General features: G+C 46.8%; 19 protein-coding genes. All 19 read right to left on the reverse strand.

All coding sequences use genetic code 11. From position 1 onward, the window contains the following. On the reverse strand, nt 1–377 hold a 377-nt coding region (locus tag RDL68_RS03905; protein WP_308540369.1), incomplete at its 3' end, for an exodeoxyribonuclease VII large subunit. Then, the gene (gene nusB, locus RDL68_RS03910) at nt 374–850 is read right to left on the reverse strand and encodes a transcription antitermination factor NusB (protein WP_308540370.1); all 477 of its coding nucleotides are present in this window, start codon (nt 848–850) and stop codon (nt 374–376) included. The genes RDL68_RS03905 and nusB, both read right to left, overlap by 4 nt. Nucleotide 851: 1 nt before the next feature. Beyond that, complete coding sequence (gene efp / locus RDL68_RS03915; protein ID WP_308540371.1) at nt 852–1,409, reverse strand: elongation factor P; 558 nt, start codon at nt 1,407–1,409, stop codon at nt 852–854. 100 nt (nt 1,410–1,509) lie between these two features. Then, nucleotides 1,510–3,078 (reverse strand): YifB family Mg chelatase-like AAA ATPase, encoded by a 1,569-nt coding sequence (locus tag RDL68_RS03920; protein ID WP_308540372.1) that lies wholly within the window; start codon nt 3,076–3,078, stop codon nt 1,510–1,512. Nucleotides 3,079–3,137: 59 nt separating this feature from the next. After that, entirely contained in the window at nt 3,138–4,088 is a 951-nt protein-coding gene (locus tag RDL68_RS03925; protein ID WP_308540373.1) for an RluA family pseudouridine synthase, read from the reverse strand. Further along, nucleotides 4,085–4,777, reverse strand: coding sequence for a uracil-DNA glycosylase (locus tag RDL68_RS03930; protein ID WP_308540375.1), 693 nt, complete (start codon nt 4,775–4,777; stop codon nt 4,085–4,087). The genes RDL68_RS03925 and RDL68_RS03930 overlap by 4 nt, the downstream gene beginning before the upstream one ends. A 2-nt stretch (nt 4,778–4,779) precedes the next feature. Beyond that, nucleotides 4,780–5,247 carry a signal peptidase II gene (gene lspA / locus RDL68_RS03935; protein ID WP_308540377.1) on the reverse strand — a complete coding sequence of 156 codons (468 nt, stop codon included), beginning with the start codon at nt 5,245–5,247 and terminating at the stop codon, nt 4,780–4,782. Between the two features lie 53 nt (nt 5,248–5,300). Further along, nucleotides 5,301–5,816 (reverse strand): cell division protein SepF, encoded by a 516-nt coding sequence (locus tag RDL68_RS03940; protein WP_308540378.1) that lies wholly within the window; start codon nt 5,814–5,816, stop codon nt 5,301–5,303. 13 nt (nt 5,817–5,829) lie between these two features. Beyond that, nucleotides 5,830–6,513: a YggS family pyridoxal phosphate-dependent enzyme gene (locus RDL68_RS03945; RefSeq protein WP_308540379.1), complete on the reverse strand. Its 684-nt coding sequence runs from the start codon at nt 6,511–6,513 to the stop codon at nt 5,830–5,832. Then, entirely contained in the window at nt 6,504–7,520 is a 1,017-nt protein-coding gene (locus RDL68_RS03950; RefSeq protein WP_308540380.1) for an HlyD family efflux transporter periplasmic adaptor subunit, read from the reverse strand. The genes RDL68_RS03945 and RDL68_RS03950 overlap by 10 nt, the downstream gene beginning before the upstream one ends. After that, nucleotides 7,510–8,112 (reverse strand): glycerol-3-phosphate 1-O-acyltransferase PlsY, encoded by a 603-nt coding sequence (plsY, locus tag RDL68_RS03955; RefSeq protein WP_308540381.1) that lies wholly within the window; start codon nt 8,110–8,112, stop codon nt 7,510–7,512. The genes RDL68_RS03950 and plsY overlap by 11 nt, the downstream gene beginning before the upstream one ends. A 2-nt stretch (nt 8,113–8,114) precedes the next feature. Then, nucleotides 8,115–9,431, reverse strand: coding sequence for a ribosome biogenesis GTPase Der (gene der / locus RDL68_RS03960; RefSeq protein WP_308540389.1), 1,317 nt, complete (start codon nt 9,429–9,431; stop codon nt 8,115–8,117). Then, a complete protein-coding gene (locus RDL68_RS03965) occupies nt 9,428–9,892 on the reverse strand; it encodes a SoxR reducing system RseC family protein (protein ID WP_308540382.1) in 465 nt (154 codons plus the stop codon). Before RDL68_RS03965 ends, der begins: the two co-directional genes overlap by 4 nt. Nucleotides 9,893–9,945: 53 nt before the next feature. After that, on the reverse strand, nt 9,946–11,721 hold the full coding sequence (gene aspS, locus RDL68_RS03970) for an aspartate--tRNA ligase (RefSeq protein WP_308540383.1): 1,776 nt from the start codon (nt 11,719–11,721) through the stop codon (nt 9,946–9,948). Between the two features lie 12 nt (nt 11,722–11,733). Then, on the reverse strand, nt 11,734–12,363 hold the full coding sequence (locus tag RDL68_RS03975) for an MBL fold metallo-hydrolase (protein ID WP_308540384.1): 630 nt from the start codon (nt 12,361–12,363) through the stop codon (nt 11,734–11,736). Nucleotides 12,364–12,371: 8 nt separating this feature from the next. After that, nucleotides 12,372–14,585, reverse strand: coding sequence for a bifunctional (p)ppGpp synthetase/guanosine-3',5'-bis(diphosphate) 3'-pyrophosphohydrolase (locus tag RDL68_RS03980; RefSeq protein WP_308540385.1), 2,214 nt, complete (start codon nt 14,583–14,585; stop codon nt 12,372–12,374). A gap of 41 nt (nt 14,586–14,626) precedes the next feature. Next, complete coding sequence (gene recJ, locus RDL68_RS03985; RefSeq protein WP_308540386.1) at nt 14,627–16,408, reverse strand: single-stranded-DNA-specific exonuclease RecJ; 1,782 nt, start codon at nt 16,406–16,408, stop codon at nt 14,627–14,629. A 23-nt stretch (nt 16,409–16,431) separates the two neighbouring features. Then, complete coding sequence (gene yajC / locus RDL68_RS03990; RefSeq protein ID WP_308540387.1) at nt 16,432–16,803, reverse strand: preprotein translocase subunit YajC; 372 nt, start codon at nt 16,801–16,803, stop codon at nt 16,432–16,434. Between the two features lie 110 nt (nt 16,804–16,913). Next, nucleotides 16,914–18,029: a tRNA guanosine(34) transglycosylase Tgt gene (gene tgt / locus RDL68_RS03995; RefSeq protein ID WP_308540388.1), complete on the reverse strand. Its 1,116-nt coding sequence runs from the start codon at nt 18,027–18,029 to the stop codon at nt 16,914–16,916. Nucleotides 18,030–18,144 lie beyond the last annotated feature (115 nt).

Genomic DNA, 18,144 nt, shown 5'->3' on the forward strand with positions numbered 1-18,144 from the left:
AGAGGACGTTTGCGCTCCGATCGAAAGAAGCCTTCCGCTTCCAGTTTTTGTTTGCGTTTTTCTCGTTCCAGAAGAATCTGTCCTCGACCCTTCTGTTCGAGAGCGATGGCTCGTAGTTCAAATTTCCCCTGCTTTTCGTAGACCATCGCGTTGGCGAAAAGCGTTATTTGCGCCCCGTTTTGTATGGTCTGCGGTACTATCCCATCAAAATCAACACAATGAACCAGTGCCTTTTCATCTTTCAGGTCGAAATAGGTATAGCGATTCCGCGATAGATTCGCCACTTCCCCTTCCACCTGAACACGCTTTAGGATGGGATCATCGCGCACAACACGCTCAAAATAGCGCACCAATTCGGAAATGCGAAGCGGTTTCATTGCTCATTATCCGTGTGTAACGTTTCCGGAATCTTTTTGGGGTCTACAGTAATGGCGAAACGTTCCGATAAATGACCTTCGACCATATCCTTCAATAAAGATGAAAGTACACCATTAATGAATTTGTACGCTTCTGCATCCGAATAACGTTTGGCAATACCCACGCTTTCATGAATCGTCACTACCGTAGGCGCAAAATCGGTAAAGAGAATTTCATTCACAGCTACGCGCAAAACGGCACGATCAATGGTATGCAGCCGTTCTGTTGTCCAATCATGAAGGTAGGATTCAATCACTTCATCCACTTTTTCCTGATGGGCATGGAGTAGTCGTAAAGAATCCTGCATATATGCATTCTCCTCCGGCAGATCCTGCTCCCGTAACAACCGTTTCGGATCAAATTCATCTTCGCTGTTCATGTCTTGCGCATAAACGAGACGCACAAGCCACTCACGCTGTTCTTGCCGTCTCATATTATACGCGGGAAAGATAATCGCCCGTGCGGGTGTCGATCTTAATCTTATCGCCGATATTGACAAACAGCGGAACGTTAATAGCCGCGCCCGTTTCCACGGTAGCCGGTTTCGTCGTATTGGATGCCGTGTCTCCGCGAACGCCCGGTTCCGTCTGAGTCACTTCCAATTCCACAAAGTTCTGTGCCTGAACGCTGAACGCCTTCCCCTGATAAAACTTCATAATGGCCGTGTCGCTTTCGCGGATATATTTCATTGCGTCAGACGCAACATCTCCCTCAAGAGCAAACTGTTCATAGGATTCCGGATCCATGAAGTAGTACAATGCTCCGTCAGAGTAGAGATACTGCATTTCTTTCGTCTCAATGCGCGCTTCTTCAAATTTGTCATTTGGATTGAAGGTGACGTCCTTAGAACCGCCGCTCATGACCGAACGGATTTTGGCGCGAACAAACGCTGCTCCTTTACCGGGTTTGACGTGCTGGAAATCAATAATTTCATACACATCGTTATCGTAAACAAACGTCGTTCCTTTTCGTAAATCATTTGCTGAAAGCATAAACCCTCCTCAAGTATTGATGCTGTAATTATACCAGTCCGCCGAAGGCGATACAATTCTAATGCGGAAAATTGAATGGAATTACATCATGAACGTATGTTCATACAGAAACCGTGTTCCCCCACCCTTCGTCCGTGCGTCGATATTGAAAGGCTTCCCCAACAGCACCTTCATCTACTTCCTCTTTCCCATCCAAATCGGCAATCGTTCGAGCAACAAGCAACAAACGACGGCGAACGCGAAGTGAAACATGATCGTGTTGACATAGGATCTCCAAAAGAGACAAGGCTTTTTTCGTTGGATGAAGAAGAGAAATATCTTGTTGATTACTGAACTGTGCATTTACGGTATACTTCTCGTTTTTGTAGCGATTGATCTGCCGCTTTCGTGCCAAGGCAATATGTTGTCGCATGGTTCGGCTGTCCAAAATGGAATTATTATAGTCGTCTTCTCTACTATTTACAGTTTGTTCCATCTGGTCTTCTACGGAAGGGAGCGTAACGCGATAAATCATATCTATGCGGTCCAAAAGCGGTCCGGGGAGACGCGAACGATAACGACGAATTTCGGTTGCACTGCATGTGCAAGGGTGATCGGGATCACCGAAATAACCACAAGGGCAGGAATTGGCGGTAGCCATCAACTGAAAATCAGAAGGGGCTTCAAGGCATCGCCTTGTTCGATGAATCCGAATACGTTTTTCTTCCATCGGAATGCGCAGCCCGTTAATCAATTCTCGTGAAAATTGCGGCATTTCATCCAGAAATAAGATTCCTTTATGCGCGAGTGATATTTCACCGGGAACAGGCGGATTTCCGCCGCCCAGAAACGCTGCGCGTGTAATGGTATGATGCGGCATGCGAAAGGGAGGAAACGGATTACGGAGAAAAGATTGTCCACTCATAGATTGCATGCGAAGCACTTCGATCTCTTCCTCATGACAAAGACGGGGAAGAATACTGGGAAGGCGCGACATCGCCATGGTCTTCCCCACTCCGGGAGGACCCACCAAAAGCAAGGAGTGGCGACCGGCAACGGCAATTTCCATCAATCTTTTAAGCGGTTCTTGACCGCGCAAGTCGCCAAAATCCATGGAAAAATTCGGTTCATGGGCGTCCATATCGTCTCTTTTTTCGCCTTGAATTGGTTGTAAATGCGTTTTCTTCTGTAGCAAGGCTTCTACTTGACGAAGATGATGAACAGGATACAAAATGACCCCTTCCACCCTACTGCAGTCCTTTGCGTTTTCGACTGGCAAATATATTGTTGTTTTTCCGCTTTGTTTTAATGCCAATACCATAGCAAGCGCACCCGGAACGCTGCGCAGACGACCATCTAAAGAAAGTTCTCCGAGAAAAGCGACGGAAGAAATAGCCGAAGAGGAAATGCGCCCCATCGCCGAGAGGAGAGTAATCGCCATGGGAAGATCCCATTGCGTGCCCGCTTTATGGACGTCTCCGGGATAAAGATTGATTACAATACGCCCCAGCGGAAGACGAACACCCATAGAATAAATTGCCGAACGAATGCGCTCTTTGGCTTCCTGAATGGATGTTCCCGCCAAGCCAACAATCGTAAATTGCGAAAAGCCTTTAAGAATTTCGGCTTCTACGCTTACTACTTCCGTAGCAAGCCCTTCAAAATGACAAGACGTTGTTCGTGCAAACATGCCGACCTCCTTTTTTCCAGTGTACAAAAAGGAGAATCTCAAGGTGTTTCACATTTCCTCTACTGCATGTCAGAAAGGTCTGCCGATGGTTCCGTAAAACCAAATACCGCAAAAGCGCGTTGAAATTCCGCATCAAACGGTGCGGTTACACAAATCTTTTCATGCGAAAAAGGATGAAGAAAAGAAAGGGTACGGGCATGTAAAAGGTGATGCGAAAAACGATGGCGCTGATGACGATACCCATAAAGCGTATCCCCTACGACGGGATGATGACAAAAGGCGGCATGGACACGTATTTGATGCGTCCTTCCAGTCATAATTCGCACCTCCATAAGACTGGCTTCGTCTTTCACCTTCTGCGTAACAAATAGACTGTGCGCCTCACGACCATCCAATACGACAGCTTGCTTCTGCGGGTTGGTCGGATGACGTCCGATTGGTTCGTCTACCGCCTGTCCATCCGTTTTCCAAGCTCCTTCCACAATCGCCGTATAGTGTTTTCGAATGTCATGGGTGCGAAAAAGCTCCTGTAACGCTAAAGCCGCGCGATCGGTTTTTGCCAGCAAAAGCGTACCGGAAGTCTGCGCATCCAGTCGGTGGACTATGCCAGGTCGTTCTTCTCCTAAAAGAGTAGAGTACGAACGTCCGGAAGCAAGCAGAGCATTTACGACAGTACCTGTACGAACACTTGCCGTCGGATGCGTAATGAGACCTGCCGGCTTATTGATAATCCAAAGGTCTTCGTCCTCATAGAGAACCGGAAGATCTATCTCCTCTGGTAAAATGGGTGGAATGCAAAAAAAAGACGGATCGATACGAATGGCATCGCCAATGTGAACGATAGTACGTGGTTTTTCCTTCTTGTCGTTTACTAAAATATAACCCGATACAATCGCTTTGGCAATCTTCGTGCGGGACGCGCCGCTCCAAAGCGCGTGAACAGCGGCATCTAATCGTATGTCCTGTATGTCGTCTTCCTCTTCGATGAGAAAGTGCAAATATTCTGTCACGACCAAACCTCCGCAGACGCCGGCAGATGCCAGTCAATGGGTTCTTCACCCTGTTCTTCATAAAAGCGATTGATTCGAGAGAACGGGCAAGAACCGAAAAAACCGCGATGGGCGGAAAGTGGAGAAGGATGTGGAGACTCAATGATAAGATGTCTCGGATTCGTGATAAAAGCACGTTTGGATTGCGCATAACGTCCCCATAGAACAAAAGCCAGCGGCTTTTCACGCTGTCCCAGTAAAGCGATAATCCGATCAGTCAGCACTTGCCAGCCGATTCTCTCATGAGAGTTTGCTTGATGCGCACGCACCGTTAGCGTAGCATTGAGCAGTAACACGCCGCGTTTTGCCCACGTCGTCAAATCGCCATGATGGACCGGAGCGATTCCAAGGTCGTTATCCAATTCCTGATAAATATTGCGTAAAGAAGGCGGAATAGGAACGCCCCCATGTACCGAAAAAGCAAGTCCGTTTGCCTGACGCGGCTCGTGATACGGATCCTGCCCTAAGATGACGACACGACAGCTTTCATATGAGACAAAGCGCAGAGCGGAAAAAATATCCTCTGCCGGTGGATATACGGTAAATTGCTGATATTCGGAAAGCAACAATCGACGAAGCGTTTGATAATAAGGTTTTGTCCACTCCGCAGCTAAAAGAGAATCCCAGTCATTTCCAATGTGTACGCTCATCGTTATTTCCGCCAAGCCTGTTCCGGTAAAAGCAGCAAAAGCACACCAAGGGTAAAAACGCCGACAGTAACACCAATATCCGCTACATTAAAAACGGGAAAATGGATTGCCTCGATAAAATCCACCTGAATAAAATCAACCACCGAGCCAAAACGAACACGATCGATGAGATTACCCACTGCTCCACCGATGATTAGTCCCATCGAAACGGTATAGAAAAAATGTACTCGTTGATAGCGTTTAAGCATGAGCAAAAGAAAAACGAGAGCGGCGATACTGAGCAAAATAAAAAACCACTTTTGTCCCGATAGAATGCCGAAAGCCGCTCCTTCATTTTGCACATACGTAAAACGCAGCCAATGCCCCAAAACATTTATTGAAGCGGTTTCCTGTAATGCGGAGGATGCCCAAGCCTTAGTCACCTGATCCGCGATAATCCAAATCAACGCAATGCCAATTCCCGTTATCATAATGCTCCCATTCTCAAAAAAAACTCCCCCGGAAATCCGAGGGAGCGTCATTCTTACAGTTGATACATCGACTGGTCGGTTACCGACTGTTTTACTGCCGCATCGACATCAACTCCCTTAGGAACGATGACGTAAATATCTTTGGTCACCTTCTGAATATCTCCGTTAAGGGCGTAAACACCGCCGCTGACAAAATCGAAAATCTGACGTTTTTTATCCACTTCCAACATTTCCAAATTAAGGACTACTGTACGCGCTTGAGCAATATTGTCCAACACCTTCGGACCATCGTCATATTCTAACGGCTCCTGAATGCTAATGCGCATACGCGAAGAACCGGAGGTCATATCAATCACCTTTCCCAGACGGGAAGCGGTAGACGACGATTCTTCGTACCCTGCAGATGCATAGTCAGAAGAAAAGCTTGATGCTTTTTCCTGTTCCGAACGAGCTTCATACGCATTGTCGTAGGATCCACGATCCGCATAATCGTATTCGTCGTTATAATCCTCGTCCTCATATTGATCCTCAATACCAATCATGTTTTTCATTTTTTCAAAAAAGCCCATTCTATCCTCCTCGTCAACTTCGCTTTCCGAATAATGCGGTTCCGATGCGCACCATCGTCGCCCCTTCTTCTAATGCTACCTCAAAATCGTTGGACATTCCCATCGACAATATATCTATCTGATTCCTATTATAACCGAAGGAACGGCACTTTTCGAACAAAGTGCGCATCTTTTTGAATACAGGACGCACATCGTCCGGATTATTTACAGCCGGAGCCACCGTCATAAGTCCGCGAAAACGCACCTGCTTCATGTTCTCTGCTGCTTCCAATAAAGAGTATACTTCCTCTGCAGGACACCCCCCTTTTTGCGTCTCTCCTGCGATATTCACCTCGATGAGCGCATCAAAAAAGCGATGATCGCGAATGCCGATGCGTTCCATTTCCTGAAGAAGGGATATGCGGTCAACACTTTGAACAAGTACGACATTGGGCGGCAGCAGACGAACTTTGTTTTTCTGTAACTGACCTATCATGTGCAGACGAGCGCCGGAAAAGGCATCCTGTTTACGAATCATTTCTTGGACGCGGTTTTCTCCTACATCAACAAATCCTAAGGAAACAGCTTCCCGTATACGTTCTTCTTCTACCGTTTTAGTAACGGCGATGAGCGTAATCTCCTCTGGTCGATGGCCAAAACGTAGAGCGGCACGATTAATACGCGAACGAATGTCTTGTCCGTTCTCTATTAGTCCCATCGGTATAATCCCCCTTCCTTTACTTCTTGCGGACGCAGAATGACGCGATCAAATCGATGAAGCGCCCCCTTCTCCTTTTCTTCATCGCCTCCAAAAACCAAAAGTTCGTCGCTTTCTTCAGCGTTATCCATTAAGCGAACCGGTATCTTTTGGGCAACGTGATTCTTATCAAGGACATAACAAAATGTTTCTACGCCTTCACGAAAAACGGCAGAGGAAGGAATGCGATAACAATCCGCTTCCGAAAGCAACAAACGGATGGAAGAAAACCTCTCTCCCCGTATGCGCAAAAAGCCGTCGCGAAGAGCAAAAATTAATAGACTTCTTCCCAGTGGATCGTCGCTTCTACGAATCAGTTCGCCATGGAGCGTTACCTCCTTATCCGTTTTCAGCGTGTACTCTTCATGCAAGGTCACATCGAGCGGCAAAACGGACTGCGGCAAATCGAGGGCGAGATAAAACAAACGATTATCCACAAATTTTAATCCCGAATACTCCTGATGCGAAAGATTCTCTGTACCGATATCGCCTGGCGAAAGAAAATGTAGAGATTCCGGCGTAAAAAGCGATTCATAGCCGTCGGAAAACGGATAAACCATGCTGGAAAAGGGGGTAAGAACAGCATTTTCCTTCAACATTTTTTGGAGATATTCTTCTTCTGTTTTTCCGGCAACACGAGTCACCGCCGATTCCAGACGCCTACGAAGGGATTCGTCAATTTTTAATACAGGCGTATTTACTCGATAACGAATGTCGGTATTTACGGACCGAATGTCTTCTTTTGACCAATCCACCTGTTGAAACACATCCGGTGCATACTCATAAAAGACAAAAGCGCCTCTTCCTTCCCGAACGAATTCCACGCGCTCAGTTTGCACGAGAGTGAAGGTTTTCGGATGAATCAACCGACGCAAAAAAAAGACAGCAAGACCAACCACAAGCAATAGGAAAATCCCTTTTCCGATCGTTAAAAATCGCTTTTCTTTTTGTGGCGATTTACCCGACATGAGAACCTCCTAAACGTGGTTCCGTCCCTCTACGCAAACGCTCGATGTTCTCTTTATGACGGTAAACACAAACGACGGCGCAAAGCACCAGAGCAAAACGAATCACCAAAGGATGCGCAGTAAAGACGAATGTATATAGCGCCGCTCCACTGACGGAAAGTATGGAGCCAAGGGAAACAAGGCGCGTGGAAAACACAATAAGGAAAAATACGCCCAACCAGACAATCGTTAATGGCGCATTCACCATCATCATCGCTCCGCAAATTGTGGCAACTCCTTTTCCACCCGTAAAATGCAAAAAAGGTGAATAGCAGTGTCCGAAAACCGAGAAAAAAAGCGCAAAAGCAGTCGCTAAGGGATCATTAGGTAGCAGCAGATGCGCCAGAAACACACAAAGTGCTCCTTTTCCAAAGTCACCTGCAAACGTCAAGAGACCAACTTTCACGCCAAGCGTGCGCAGCACATTCGTAGATCCGATATTCCCGCTTCCGCGTTGGCGAATATCCGTATGGGCAAGCGTCTTTCCCAATACATAGCCGGTGGGCAAGCCGCCAAGAAAAAAACTCAAAAGAAGAACGACTAGCAACTGCATCGTTACTCCTTTCGTTCACGTACTTCAAGTTGCAGTGCTACACCGGTAAAATCAAAATTCTTGCGCAACTGATTCTCTAAATAACGCAAATAGGAAAAGTGCATTAATTCGGCATCATTCACGTAGAACAGGAACTTCGGCGGACGTGTTGCCACCTGTGATGCATAGAAGATTTTTAATCGCTTTCCCTTGTCTGTCGGCGGCGGATTCATCACTACTGCATCCCGCACCAAATCGTTAAGTACACCGGTGGAAATACGAAAACTATAGTGTTCATCCACTGCGTCGATAAGAAAAAAAAGGCGATCCATACGCTGCCTTGTCTTAACGGATACGGAAAGAATCGGCGCGTACGAATTGAAGGGCAGTACTTGACGAATACGCTCCTCCATATTGCGTAACGTATTCGTCTCCTTCTCTACCAAATCCCATTTGTTCAGCACAATAATCGATGCCTTTCGCTGATCATGCGCATATCCGGCTATCTTGGCATCCTGCTCACTGGGGCCTTCTTTTGCGTCAATCAAAAAAAGACAAAGATCTGCCCTATCTACAGACGATAACGTTCGTAAAACGGAATATTTTTCTATACGCGAATCGACAGCGCGCTGACGGCGAAGTCCGGCCGTATCAATTAAGGTGTATTTTTTGCCCTCTCGTTCATAGAACGAATCAATCGCATCGCGTGTGGTTCCGGGGATATTCGTGACGATCATGCGTTCTTCCCCTAAGAGGGAATTCACCATAGAACTTTTCCCCACATTTGGCTTACCAATCAAAGCAATTTTCAGCGAATCATCTTGCTCTTCCGTCTCAGCGCCTTCCGGCAAATGCGCAAAAACAGCATCCAATAAATCCCCTAAACCGTATTGCTGCTCCGCCGAAATAATGAAAAGTTCCGGAAAACCAAGCTCATAAAATTCATAGACTTCATGAGGCGTATCGTGCGTATCAATTTTGTTTACTACCACAAGACAAGTTTTACCGCTCCGACGGATTTTTTCCGCTACCATACGGTCCATGGCCGTTACGCCACATCTTCCGTCTACGAGAAACAGCACCAACTGACAATCCGCTAAAGCCAGATCCACCTGATAGGCAATCTGTGCCGCCATAATATCATCCGAATCCACCTCAAGACCGCCAGTGTCCATCAGCAAAAAATAGCGATTTTGCCACTCTACTTCACGATACAAACGATCGCGTGTAACACCGGGGGTGTCCTCCGTAATGGCGGCACGCTGACCGACCAGTTTATTAAATAGCGTTGATTTTCCGACATTCGGACGTCCAACGATGGATACAATGGGTCGCATTATGCCTCCATTCCCGATTGTTTTTTCGTACAGCAATCATTCACGCGATCCAGCGGACTCGTGCGGTAGACCATGTGCATCGCCGAAACACTTCGTTCTTTTTTATCGAGAGGACGAATGACTACAGAATAGAGCGCTAAGCCAAGAAAACCGACCAGCACACCGAGAAGCTCGTTTACCTTGCCCAGACGCTGTTGCACAAAAAGGCTCAGCAAAAGACCACCGAGAAAAAATAGCAGCGGTAAAACATACACAAGACCAACGCGGCGGAAAAACTGTTTATCCTCCATCTCCACCATGATCCAGTCTCCTTCTTCGACATGCAGCGTATTTTCTACTCGGTAGTAACTCGGCTCGGCATGACAGGCATTGCAAGCATGACACGATCCGCACGCTTCGGCACGCAACACCATGATTTCACATTGTCTACCTTCGCATTTTGTCACCACTGCCCGATTTTTCATGCCTTTCCTTTCTGTGAACTGTAATCCTACTATTCGTTACGAAAAACTTTCCCCTATTCGTTTCGAGGAGCAATATGCAACTCCTCGTATTGCTTCGTAGAGATAACCGTTGGGGCATCCATCATCAAATCCTGTGCCGTCTGCGTTTTGGGAAAAGCAATTACATCACGAATATTGCTGCGATTGATCATCATCATCACAAAACGATCCAAGCCGTAGGCAATGCCGCCATGCGGAGGCGTTCCGTACTTTAAGGCATCGACAAAGAAGCCGAAACGAGAAGCAATCTCTTCTTCACTTAATTTAAGAAGTCGGAATATTTTATCCTGTAAGTCGGCGTTATTGATACGAATCGATCCGCCTCCGCGCTCATCCCCATTGATAACAATGTCGTATGCCTGTGCGCGTACACGAAGCGGATCCGTATCCAACAACGGCAAATCCTCTTCAAGAGGCTTGGTAAACGGATGATGTTTTGCCACATAACGCTGTTCTTCTTCATCGTATTCAAACATCGGAAAATCGACCACCCAACACAGCGCAAAATCATTTGGATCAAACGTTAACTGTTCATTAGCCACAGTTGTGCGAAGCGTTCCGAGACGTTCCAGCGTTTTCATTTCCGAACCGATGAGAATAACAGCGACATCGCCCTCGTTGAGGGAAAAGCGCGCCTCAAGGAACTGCTTGGTTTCTTCCGTTAGGAATTTGTTGAAGCTGGATTGTATTCCCTCGGCGGTCTTTTTTACCCATAGCATTCCGTTCGCACCGATTCCCTTTGCGAAAGTCGTTAGCGCATCTAATTTCTTGCGTGTATAGCTCTCCGCCTGACCATCAAAGTTAATTCCGGCAATCAGTAAGCTTTCTGCTTTAGCCTGATGGAAAAGTGCAAAATCCGTGGTCTCTTCTATGCCGTCCAGACGAACAATTTCAAAACCATAGCGAAGATCCGGCTTATCCGTTCCAAAGCGATTCATGGCTTCTTGGTAGCGAATACGACGGAAGGGTCTCGGCAGATCAATGCCTAAAATCTCATGGAAAACCGAAGCCATCAAGCGTTCATTGATATCTAAAACATCTTCCATGGTGACAAACGACATCTCAATGTCTACCTGTGTAAAATCCGGCTGACGATTCGCGCGAAGATCTTCGTCGCGGAAGCAACGAGCAACCTGATAATAGCGATCTGTCCCACCAATCATAAGAAGCTGTTTATAGAGCTGTGGACTTTGTGGTAACGCGTAGAATTTTCCTTCCGAAACGCGCGAAGGAACAAGATAATCGCGCGCACCTTCCGGAGTAGGTTTGCCCAAATACGGCGTTTCCACTTCGATAAATCCCTCATGGTAGAGGAATTCACGAAAAGCGCGCGTAATCTGTGCACGCTTTGTTAACATTTCCTGCATCTTGGGTTTACGCAAATCCAAATAGCGATATTTTAGGCGCATCTCTTCTTTCACATCATCCTCATCGCGAATGTAAATCGGCGGTGTTTTTGCAACATCTAAAATGCGTAAAGACGTACACATCACCTCAATCTCGCCAGTGGCAAGATCCGGATTTTTGGCAGAACGTTCGATAACCTGCCCTTCCGCCGCCAAAACATATTCAGGGCGTACCCGCTTTGCTTTATCATAAAGAGCGTCATCCTGCTCCTGATTAAACGTCAGCTGTATAAGGCCGGTACGATCCCGCAGGTCAATAAAAGCAAGCGCGCCCAAATCGCGTACCTTCTGCGCCCAGCCCATGAGAACAACGGTTTTTCCGATGTCTTCTTTACGAAGCTCGCCGCAGTGATGCGAGCGTTTTAATCCGTTAAGCGATTCCATACCTTCTCCTTCTTATTCTGTTTGCCCTATTTCACGTACATAAGGATTCCAACGTCTTTCCTCATCAAGCGTTGTTGTCTCCCCATGACCCGGATATATTTTCAAATTGTCTTTTAACGCAAACAATTTTAACAGCGAATTTCGCATTTGTCGCTCATCACCGGTATAGAGATCCATTCTTCCGATAGATCCGCAAAAAAGCGTATCACCGGTGAACAGCGCATTCCCTAAGCGAAACACGACGCTTCCTTTGGTATGTCCCGGCGTTTCTAAAACGGACAGGGACAACGAAGAAATGCTATCCCCCTCACGAAACCAGCGTTCCGGCACAATGTTCTCCGCTTCCTTCCCTAAAATATCCGCATACTGTTCCAGCGTGTACTTTAGGACATCCGCTTCTTCTTTATGCAACCAAATCGGCACGTGATACTTTTGTCGATAATATCCTGCTCCGGCAAGATGATCAATATGACCATGTGTGAGAAGAATATCGGTGAGCTTGAGCTTTTCATCTTGAATATAACGGTCAAAAACCGCGATGGGTGCGCCGGGATCAATCAGAATGGCGTTACTGGTGGTTTCATCACTGACCAAATAGCTGTTTTCTGCGAAATAAGCGCCTAAAGCGGTACGAACTTGCATTCTTCCTCCTACCCGTTCATGCGGAAAACACGTACCGTATTGGGAACGGCGCGAATCTTTCGCATGACTTCATATACCTCATCCGCATCGTCAATTTCCATCGTCATTAAAATATGCGCCATGTTGTCGTTGTCCGTGTGTACCTGCAAGCCGGACATATTAATATCCATTTTACTGATCAATTCCACGATGTTTGCCATATATCCCGTTTGGTTGCGAGCCAGAATACGCAGTGTGGAGTAAAATTTAGCTTTTTCGGTTTTTGCCCATTCCACCTGAATCAGACGTTCCGGCTGCTTGGTATTGACGACGTTGGCACAGTCGCAACGATGCACGGAAATTCCACGCCCCATGGTAATATAGCCGATGATATCGTCTCCGGGAACCGGCGAACAGCACTGAGCTAACTTTATCTGTAGATTGGAAAGCCCTTCTCCGCGAATGCGAACCGCCTCATCCGCCATTTTGGGTCCATGATGCTCGACTTTTTGCGGCTCGGCTTTTTCCGCCGCATGTTGCAGCTCGTTAAGACGCTTTTCCTCTTCTTCTTTACTTTTTTTCTCTTCGTAGGCATTTTTCAAACGCCCGGTTATGCCAGCTAAAGATTGCGAACCGAACCCGATGGCTGCGTAAAGATCATCCGGAGAAGAATAACTGGTACGAGAAATAATCGCTCCTAAAAGGTCATCGGATAATAATTCGTTCGCATGATAACCATCTTTTTTCAAATCCTGAACCAGCATATCCCTTCCGATAGCAATATTGTCCTCACGGTTAGCGTGTTTGAAAAATTGACGGATTTTTTGTTTTGTCGAAGGATTGGCTACAAATTTAAGCCAATCGCGTGAAGGACCGGCTGTGTTTTTTGACGTAAGTACTTCGACGATATTGCCGTTTTCCAAAACATGATCAAGGGGCACCAACCTGCCGTCCACCTTTGCCCCAACACAACGATTACCGATATCGGAATGAATGCGATAAGCAAAATCCACCGGAGTCGATCCGCGGGTAAGTTCTACCACGTCGCCGCGCGGCGAAAAAACATAGACTTCATCGGAAAAGAAATCACCCTTCAATGTCTCCATGTATTCTGCGGAATCGGTAGCCGTTTTTTGCCATTCCATCAGCTGACGCACCCAGGTTAGTTTTTTATCAAATGCCGTCTTTTTACGACGTCCTTCTTTATACTGCCAATGGGCGGCAATACCAAATTCCGCTGTTTGGTGCATTTCAAAAGTACGAATCTGTACTTCAAAGGTTTCTCCGCCGGGACCAATCAGCGTCGTATGCAAGGATTGGTACATATTCTGTTTGGGCATGGCAATATAATCCTTAAAACGCTTGGGAATCGGCTTCCAAAGCGTGTGTACAACGCCCAAAACGGAATAGCAATCCTTGACGGTATCGACAATTACGCGAATAGCGGAAACATCAAAGATCTGAGCGAACGTCTTGTTCTGCTGATACATTTTTTTATAAATGGAATAGAGAGTCTTTGGTCGACCGGAAATCTCAAAATGAATGCCTATATTGTTCAGTTCCTCACTGAGCTGATCCATAATATGGCGAATATATTCCTGCCGTTCCTCCAATCGCTTATGCACCAGTGCGGAAATCTCAAAATAGGCGTCCGGATCGAGATATTTCAGGCACAGATCCTCCAGCTCTGACTTAATCGTGGAGATACCAAGACGATGGGCAATCGGTACATAAATTTCAATGGTTTCTTTGGCTTTTTCAATCTGTTTCGCGCGATCTTTATAATCCAACGTGCGAAGATTATGCAAACGATCCGCCAACTTAACGATGATGACGCGAATGTCGTTTGCCATTGCCATCACCATCTTGCGATAATTTTCCACCTGGTTATCCACTTTGGACTTGGACTGCAGTTGTTTGAGCTTGGTTACCCCATCAACGAGATTCGTAATTTCCGATCCGAATTCCTGAACCATATCCTCTTCGGTAATTGGGGTATCTTCTAAGACATCGTGCAGAAGACCGGCACAAATGGTCTGATCGTCCATTTGCAGCTCCGCAAGAATCATGGCAACATGCAAAGGATGAATAATATACGGCTCACCGGAATTTCGTTTTTGTCCTTCGTGCGCCGATTCCGCTAAGTGGTAGGCACGACGAATCAACGCTTCATCGGTAGACGGATGATAAGCTTTTATTGCGTTGATCAATTGGTCAATCGTCATGTCTTCCTCCCCTTCCATGCAGTATTTTTCTTATTGGCAAGCAGAATAGAATTATTCTATTATAGCGCACTGAAGCGCATATCAGCTAATTTCAACTGGATCGATTTTCGTCCGTTATATTCATTCCATTCCGGACGATAAAGAATATCTACGCGCAATCCGGTATCCTGTCCGCGAAGAGCAGCGGAAAGATCCGCCTTTTGATCGGACGGACAAGTGTTTTTCAGTTTTTCCAGCAAGGCTTCTCCGGAAAATGCCACAGCCTGCATGGTTACCCCCTGTGATTCCACTCGAGCCTGCAAGACGTTACGATTTTTCCCCACAAGACGTAAATGCAGAACATTCACGCCCAAAGCAGCAAAAATAGGTGATGGATTTCCCTTTCCAAACGGCTCAAGCGAAGAAATCTGCTGCATCGCATCCGCATGAAGACCGGAAAAAGGCAACTTTGCATCCACCTCCACAGAAGGCTCGCAATCCGCATCGGAAAACGCGGCTTCCTTATTCCAAAGTGCGCGAAGCGCATCTATTTTCTTTTCTTGTATCGTTATGCCACAAGCCATGCGATGCCCACCAAAAGCAACATATTCGTCGCGATGCCGATTCAATGAAGAAAACATATCATACGCTTCGATACTTCGACCGGAGCCTTTAAGCAGATCTTGATCCGCCTGTGCAGGCGTTAAGATGAGCGTGGGACGAGAGAAACGATCCTTCACGCGACCGGCAATCAAACCGCAAATACTTTCGTGCACGTCAGGCAAAACGGCAACAATCACTTTTGGTAATGGACGTTTCTCCAAAGCAGAAATCGCTTCGTCCACTCCCTCGCGTGTCATCGCCTTTCGTTCTTCATTAAGCGCATATAATTCCCGCGCATAGGCGTCCACCGTTTCCGGATCATTTTCTAAAAAAAGTTCTACGCCCAGTCGTGCTGTAGACAAGCGACCGGAAGAATTGATGCACGGTCCGATAATAAAACCGACAGTATACGCATTGACCGGTCGATTCCAAGAATTGGCTGTAAGAAGAGCTTGCAAGCCGGGATTTGTCGTTTGATTCAAAACCTTTAATCCTAGCGTAACGATTAAGCGGTTCTCCCCCTGAAGATCCATCATGTCGCAAATCGTACCGAGAGCAGCGAAGCTAAGCAGCTCCTCAAAAATAGGAAGATCTATATCTGCATATTGCGCAAGTGCCTGCATCAGTTTTAAGGCAATCCCCGCACCGCAAAGAGAAGGAAACGGATACGATTCGCCGGGAAACTTGGGATTGATAAGCGCCTCACAAATCGGACGTTTTGCTTTCCCCTCAACAATAGCGGGTTCGTGATGATCGGTCACAATGACCGGAATCTGTCTCGAAAAGGCTTCTTCCAGACCGGAAAAAGCCGCAACGCCGTTATCGACCGTAATAATAAGACCAACGCCTTCTTCGTCCGCCTGTTGAACGAGCGAAGGATTGATGCCATAGCCATCTTCAATACGATCGGGTATAGCGTAACTGACTGCCGTTAAGGGGTTTTTACCTTCTTTCTCGGCAAGATAGCGAAGCCCTTTCACCAAAATTGCAGTAGCCGCCACACCATCCTGGTCATAATCGCCGATAATACGAATAGGCGTATCCGAGGAAAGACTTTCCCAAATATAGGAAACCGCCACTTCCATTTCAGAGAACAAAAAAGGGTCATAAAAATCTTTCGCTTGCGGATGCAAAAAAGATTCCGCCTCTTGTGAGACTACGCCACGATTTGCCAATAAAAGACGTGTAAGCGACGGCAGAGTCGTATTCTTCCCCAGTTCTTCAAAAGCGGATCGATTGTTTTTCATGAACCAGCGCATGACCGCTCCTTACGACAGGACAATTATTCCGCCTCGTGCGGTTCGTTATTCTCGTTATCCTCTGTGGCCGAATTTGCGGATTCTTCGCCTTCCCAGTTCAGTTTGTCTTCCGTCTTTTCGTATCCTTCCACAGGCTGTACAACATAGGAAAGTGCATTGCGCAAAAACTCCATACGATGATGGTCTCGACCGGTTTCAATTTCAAAAGCATCCTCGGTAAGCGCAACTACGTTTCCGCGAATTCCGCCGATGGTGACGACGGTATCACCAATTTTAAGACTGTCACGCACCTTTGCCATTTCTTCTTGGCGTTTTTTCTGCGGACGAATCATCAGAAAATACATTGCACCGAACATTACTGCCAACATGGCAAAAGGATATAAATTATTAGGCATTTTTCGCTCCTTTTTCGTTTGCGGCAACGCCGCATAGTATTCTTGACATCTGTTCTATTGTACCACAGGTCAAAACTGCCATAACAGGCAACTCTGCAGACAAAACCGCTTTACTGCCCTAAATAACGACGTAAAAATGACGCCTTGAAATCCAAGAACGAATCACAGAGAATCGCTTCACGCATTTCCTGCATCATGTGCAGGAGAAAATATAAATTATGGAGACTGAGAAGATGCGCTCCGACGATTTCTCCTGCTGTGACAAGATGACGCAAATAGGCACGCGTATAATTCGTACACGTCGGACAGGAACAATCGGCATCCAACGGCGAAAAATCTTCTTTATAGCGTGCATTTCGCATATTCCGCTTACCGTCGTGAACGAGCGCCTGTCCGTTTCGCGCGACGCGCGTAGGTAAAACGCAATCGCACATATCAATGCCGGCCTCAACCGATTCAAAAAGATAATCCGGTGTACCGATACCCATGTTATAACGCGGCTTTTCTTCCGGCAAAAAGGGTACGGTAAAACGCAAAATCCGTAAAAACTCCTCATGCGGTTCACCGACACTGATTCCCCCAATGGCATAACCATCCAAATCTCTTGCCGTGGTCTCCTTGGCAGATAACTCGCGAAGGCGTTCGCTGAAGCCACCCTGCACAATGCCAAAAAGTGCCTGATCCGAGCGTGTTTTCCTTGCCATACAACGATCCAGCCAACGCAACGTGCGATACATAGAATCTTCGGTATACGCTTCATCTGCCCCATACGGAACGCATTCATCAAACGCCATCATAATATCTGCGCCGAGTGCCTCCTGTACTCCGATGGAAACCTCTGGTGAGATAAACTTCGCCGAACCATCGAGGTGGGATTGAAAGGTTACGCCCTCTTCAGTGATAGCTTTGCGATCAGCAAAACTGAATACCTGATAACCGCCGGAATCGGTCAACATTGCACCATCCCAATTCATAAAGCGATGCAAACCACCGGCCTTTTGCACCACCTCCTCTCCTGGGCGAAGGAACAAATGGTACGTGTTGGATAAAAGAATCTGCGCACCGATAGCTTTCAATTCCGGCGTAGTCATTGCCTTTACCGTCGCTTGGGTGCCGACCGGCATAAATACCGGTGTCAGAATATCTCCGTGAGGAGTATGCAATATGCCGGCTCGTGCGCCGCAATCCTTCGATTGATGAACCAATTCATAGGTCACTGCACGCATGTCGACTCCTTAAAAATTTCATCCTGCGGATCCGGCCCGTCATGTTCTGTCTCCGCCTGAAATACTTCCTTCCTTACTGCCACCCCCCGGTTCGCATTGGATGGCAAAGCATCAC

Origin of the sequence: uncultured Murdochiella sp. (assembly GCF_902488755.1) — a bacterium.
In the GTDB taxonomy this organism is placed as follows: domain Bacteria; phylum Bacillota; class Clostridia; order Tissierellales; family Peptoniphilaceae; genus Murdochiella.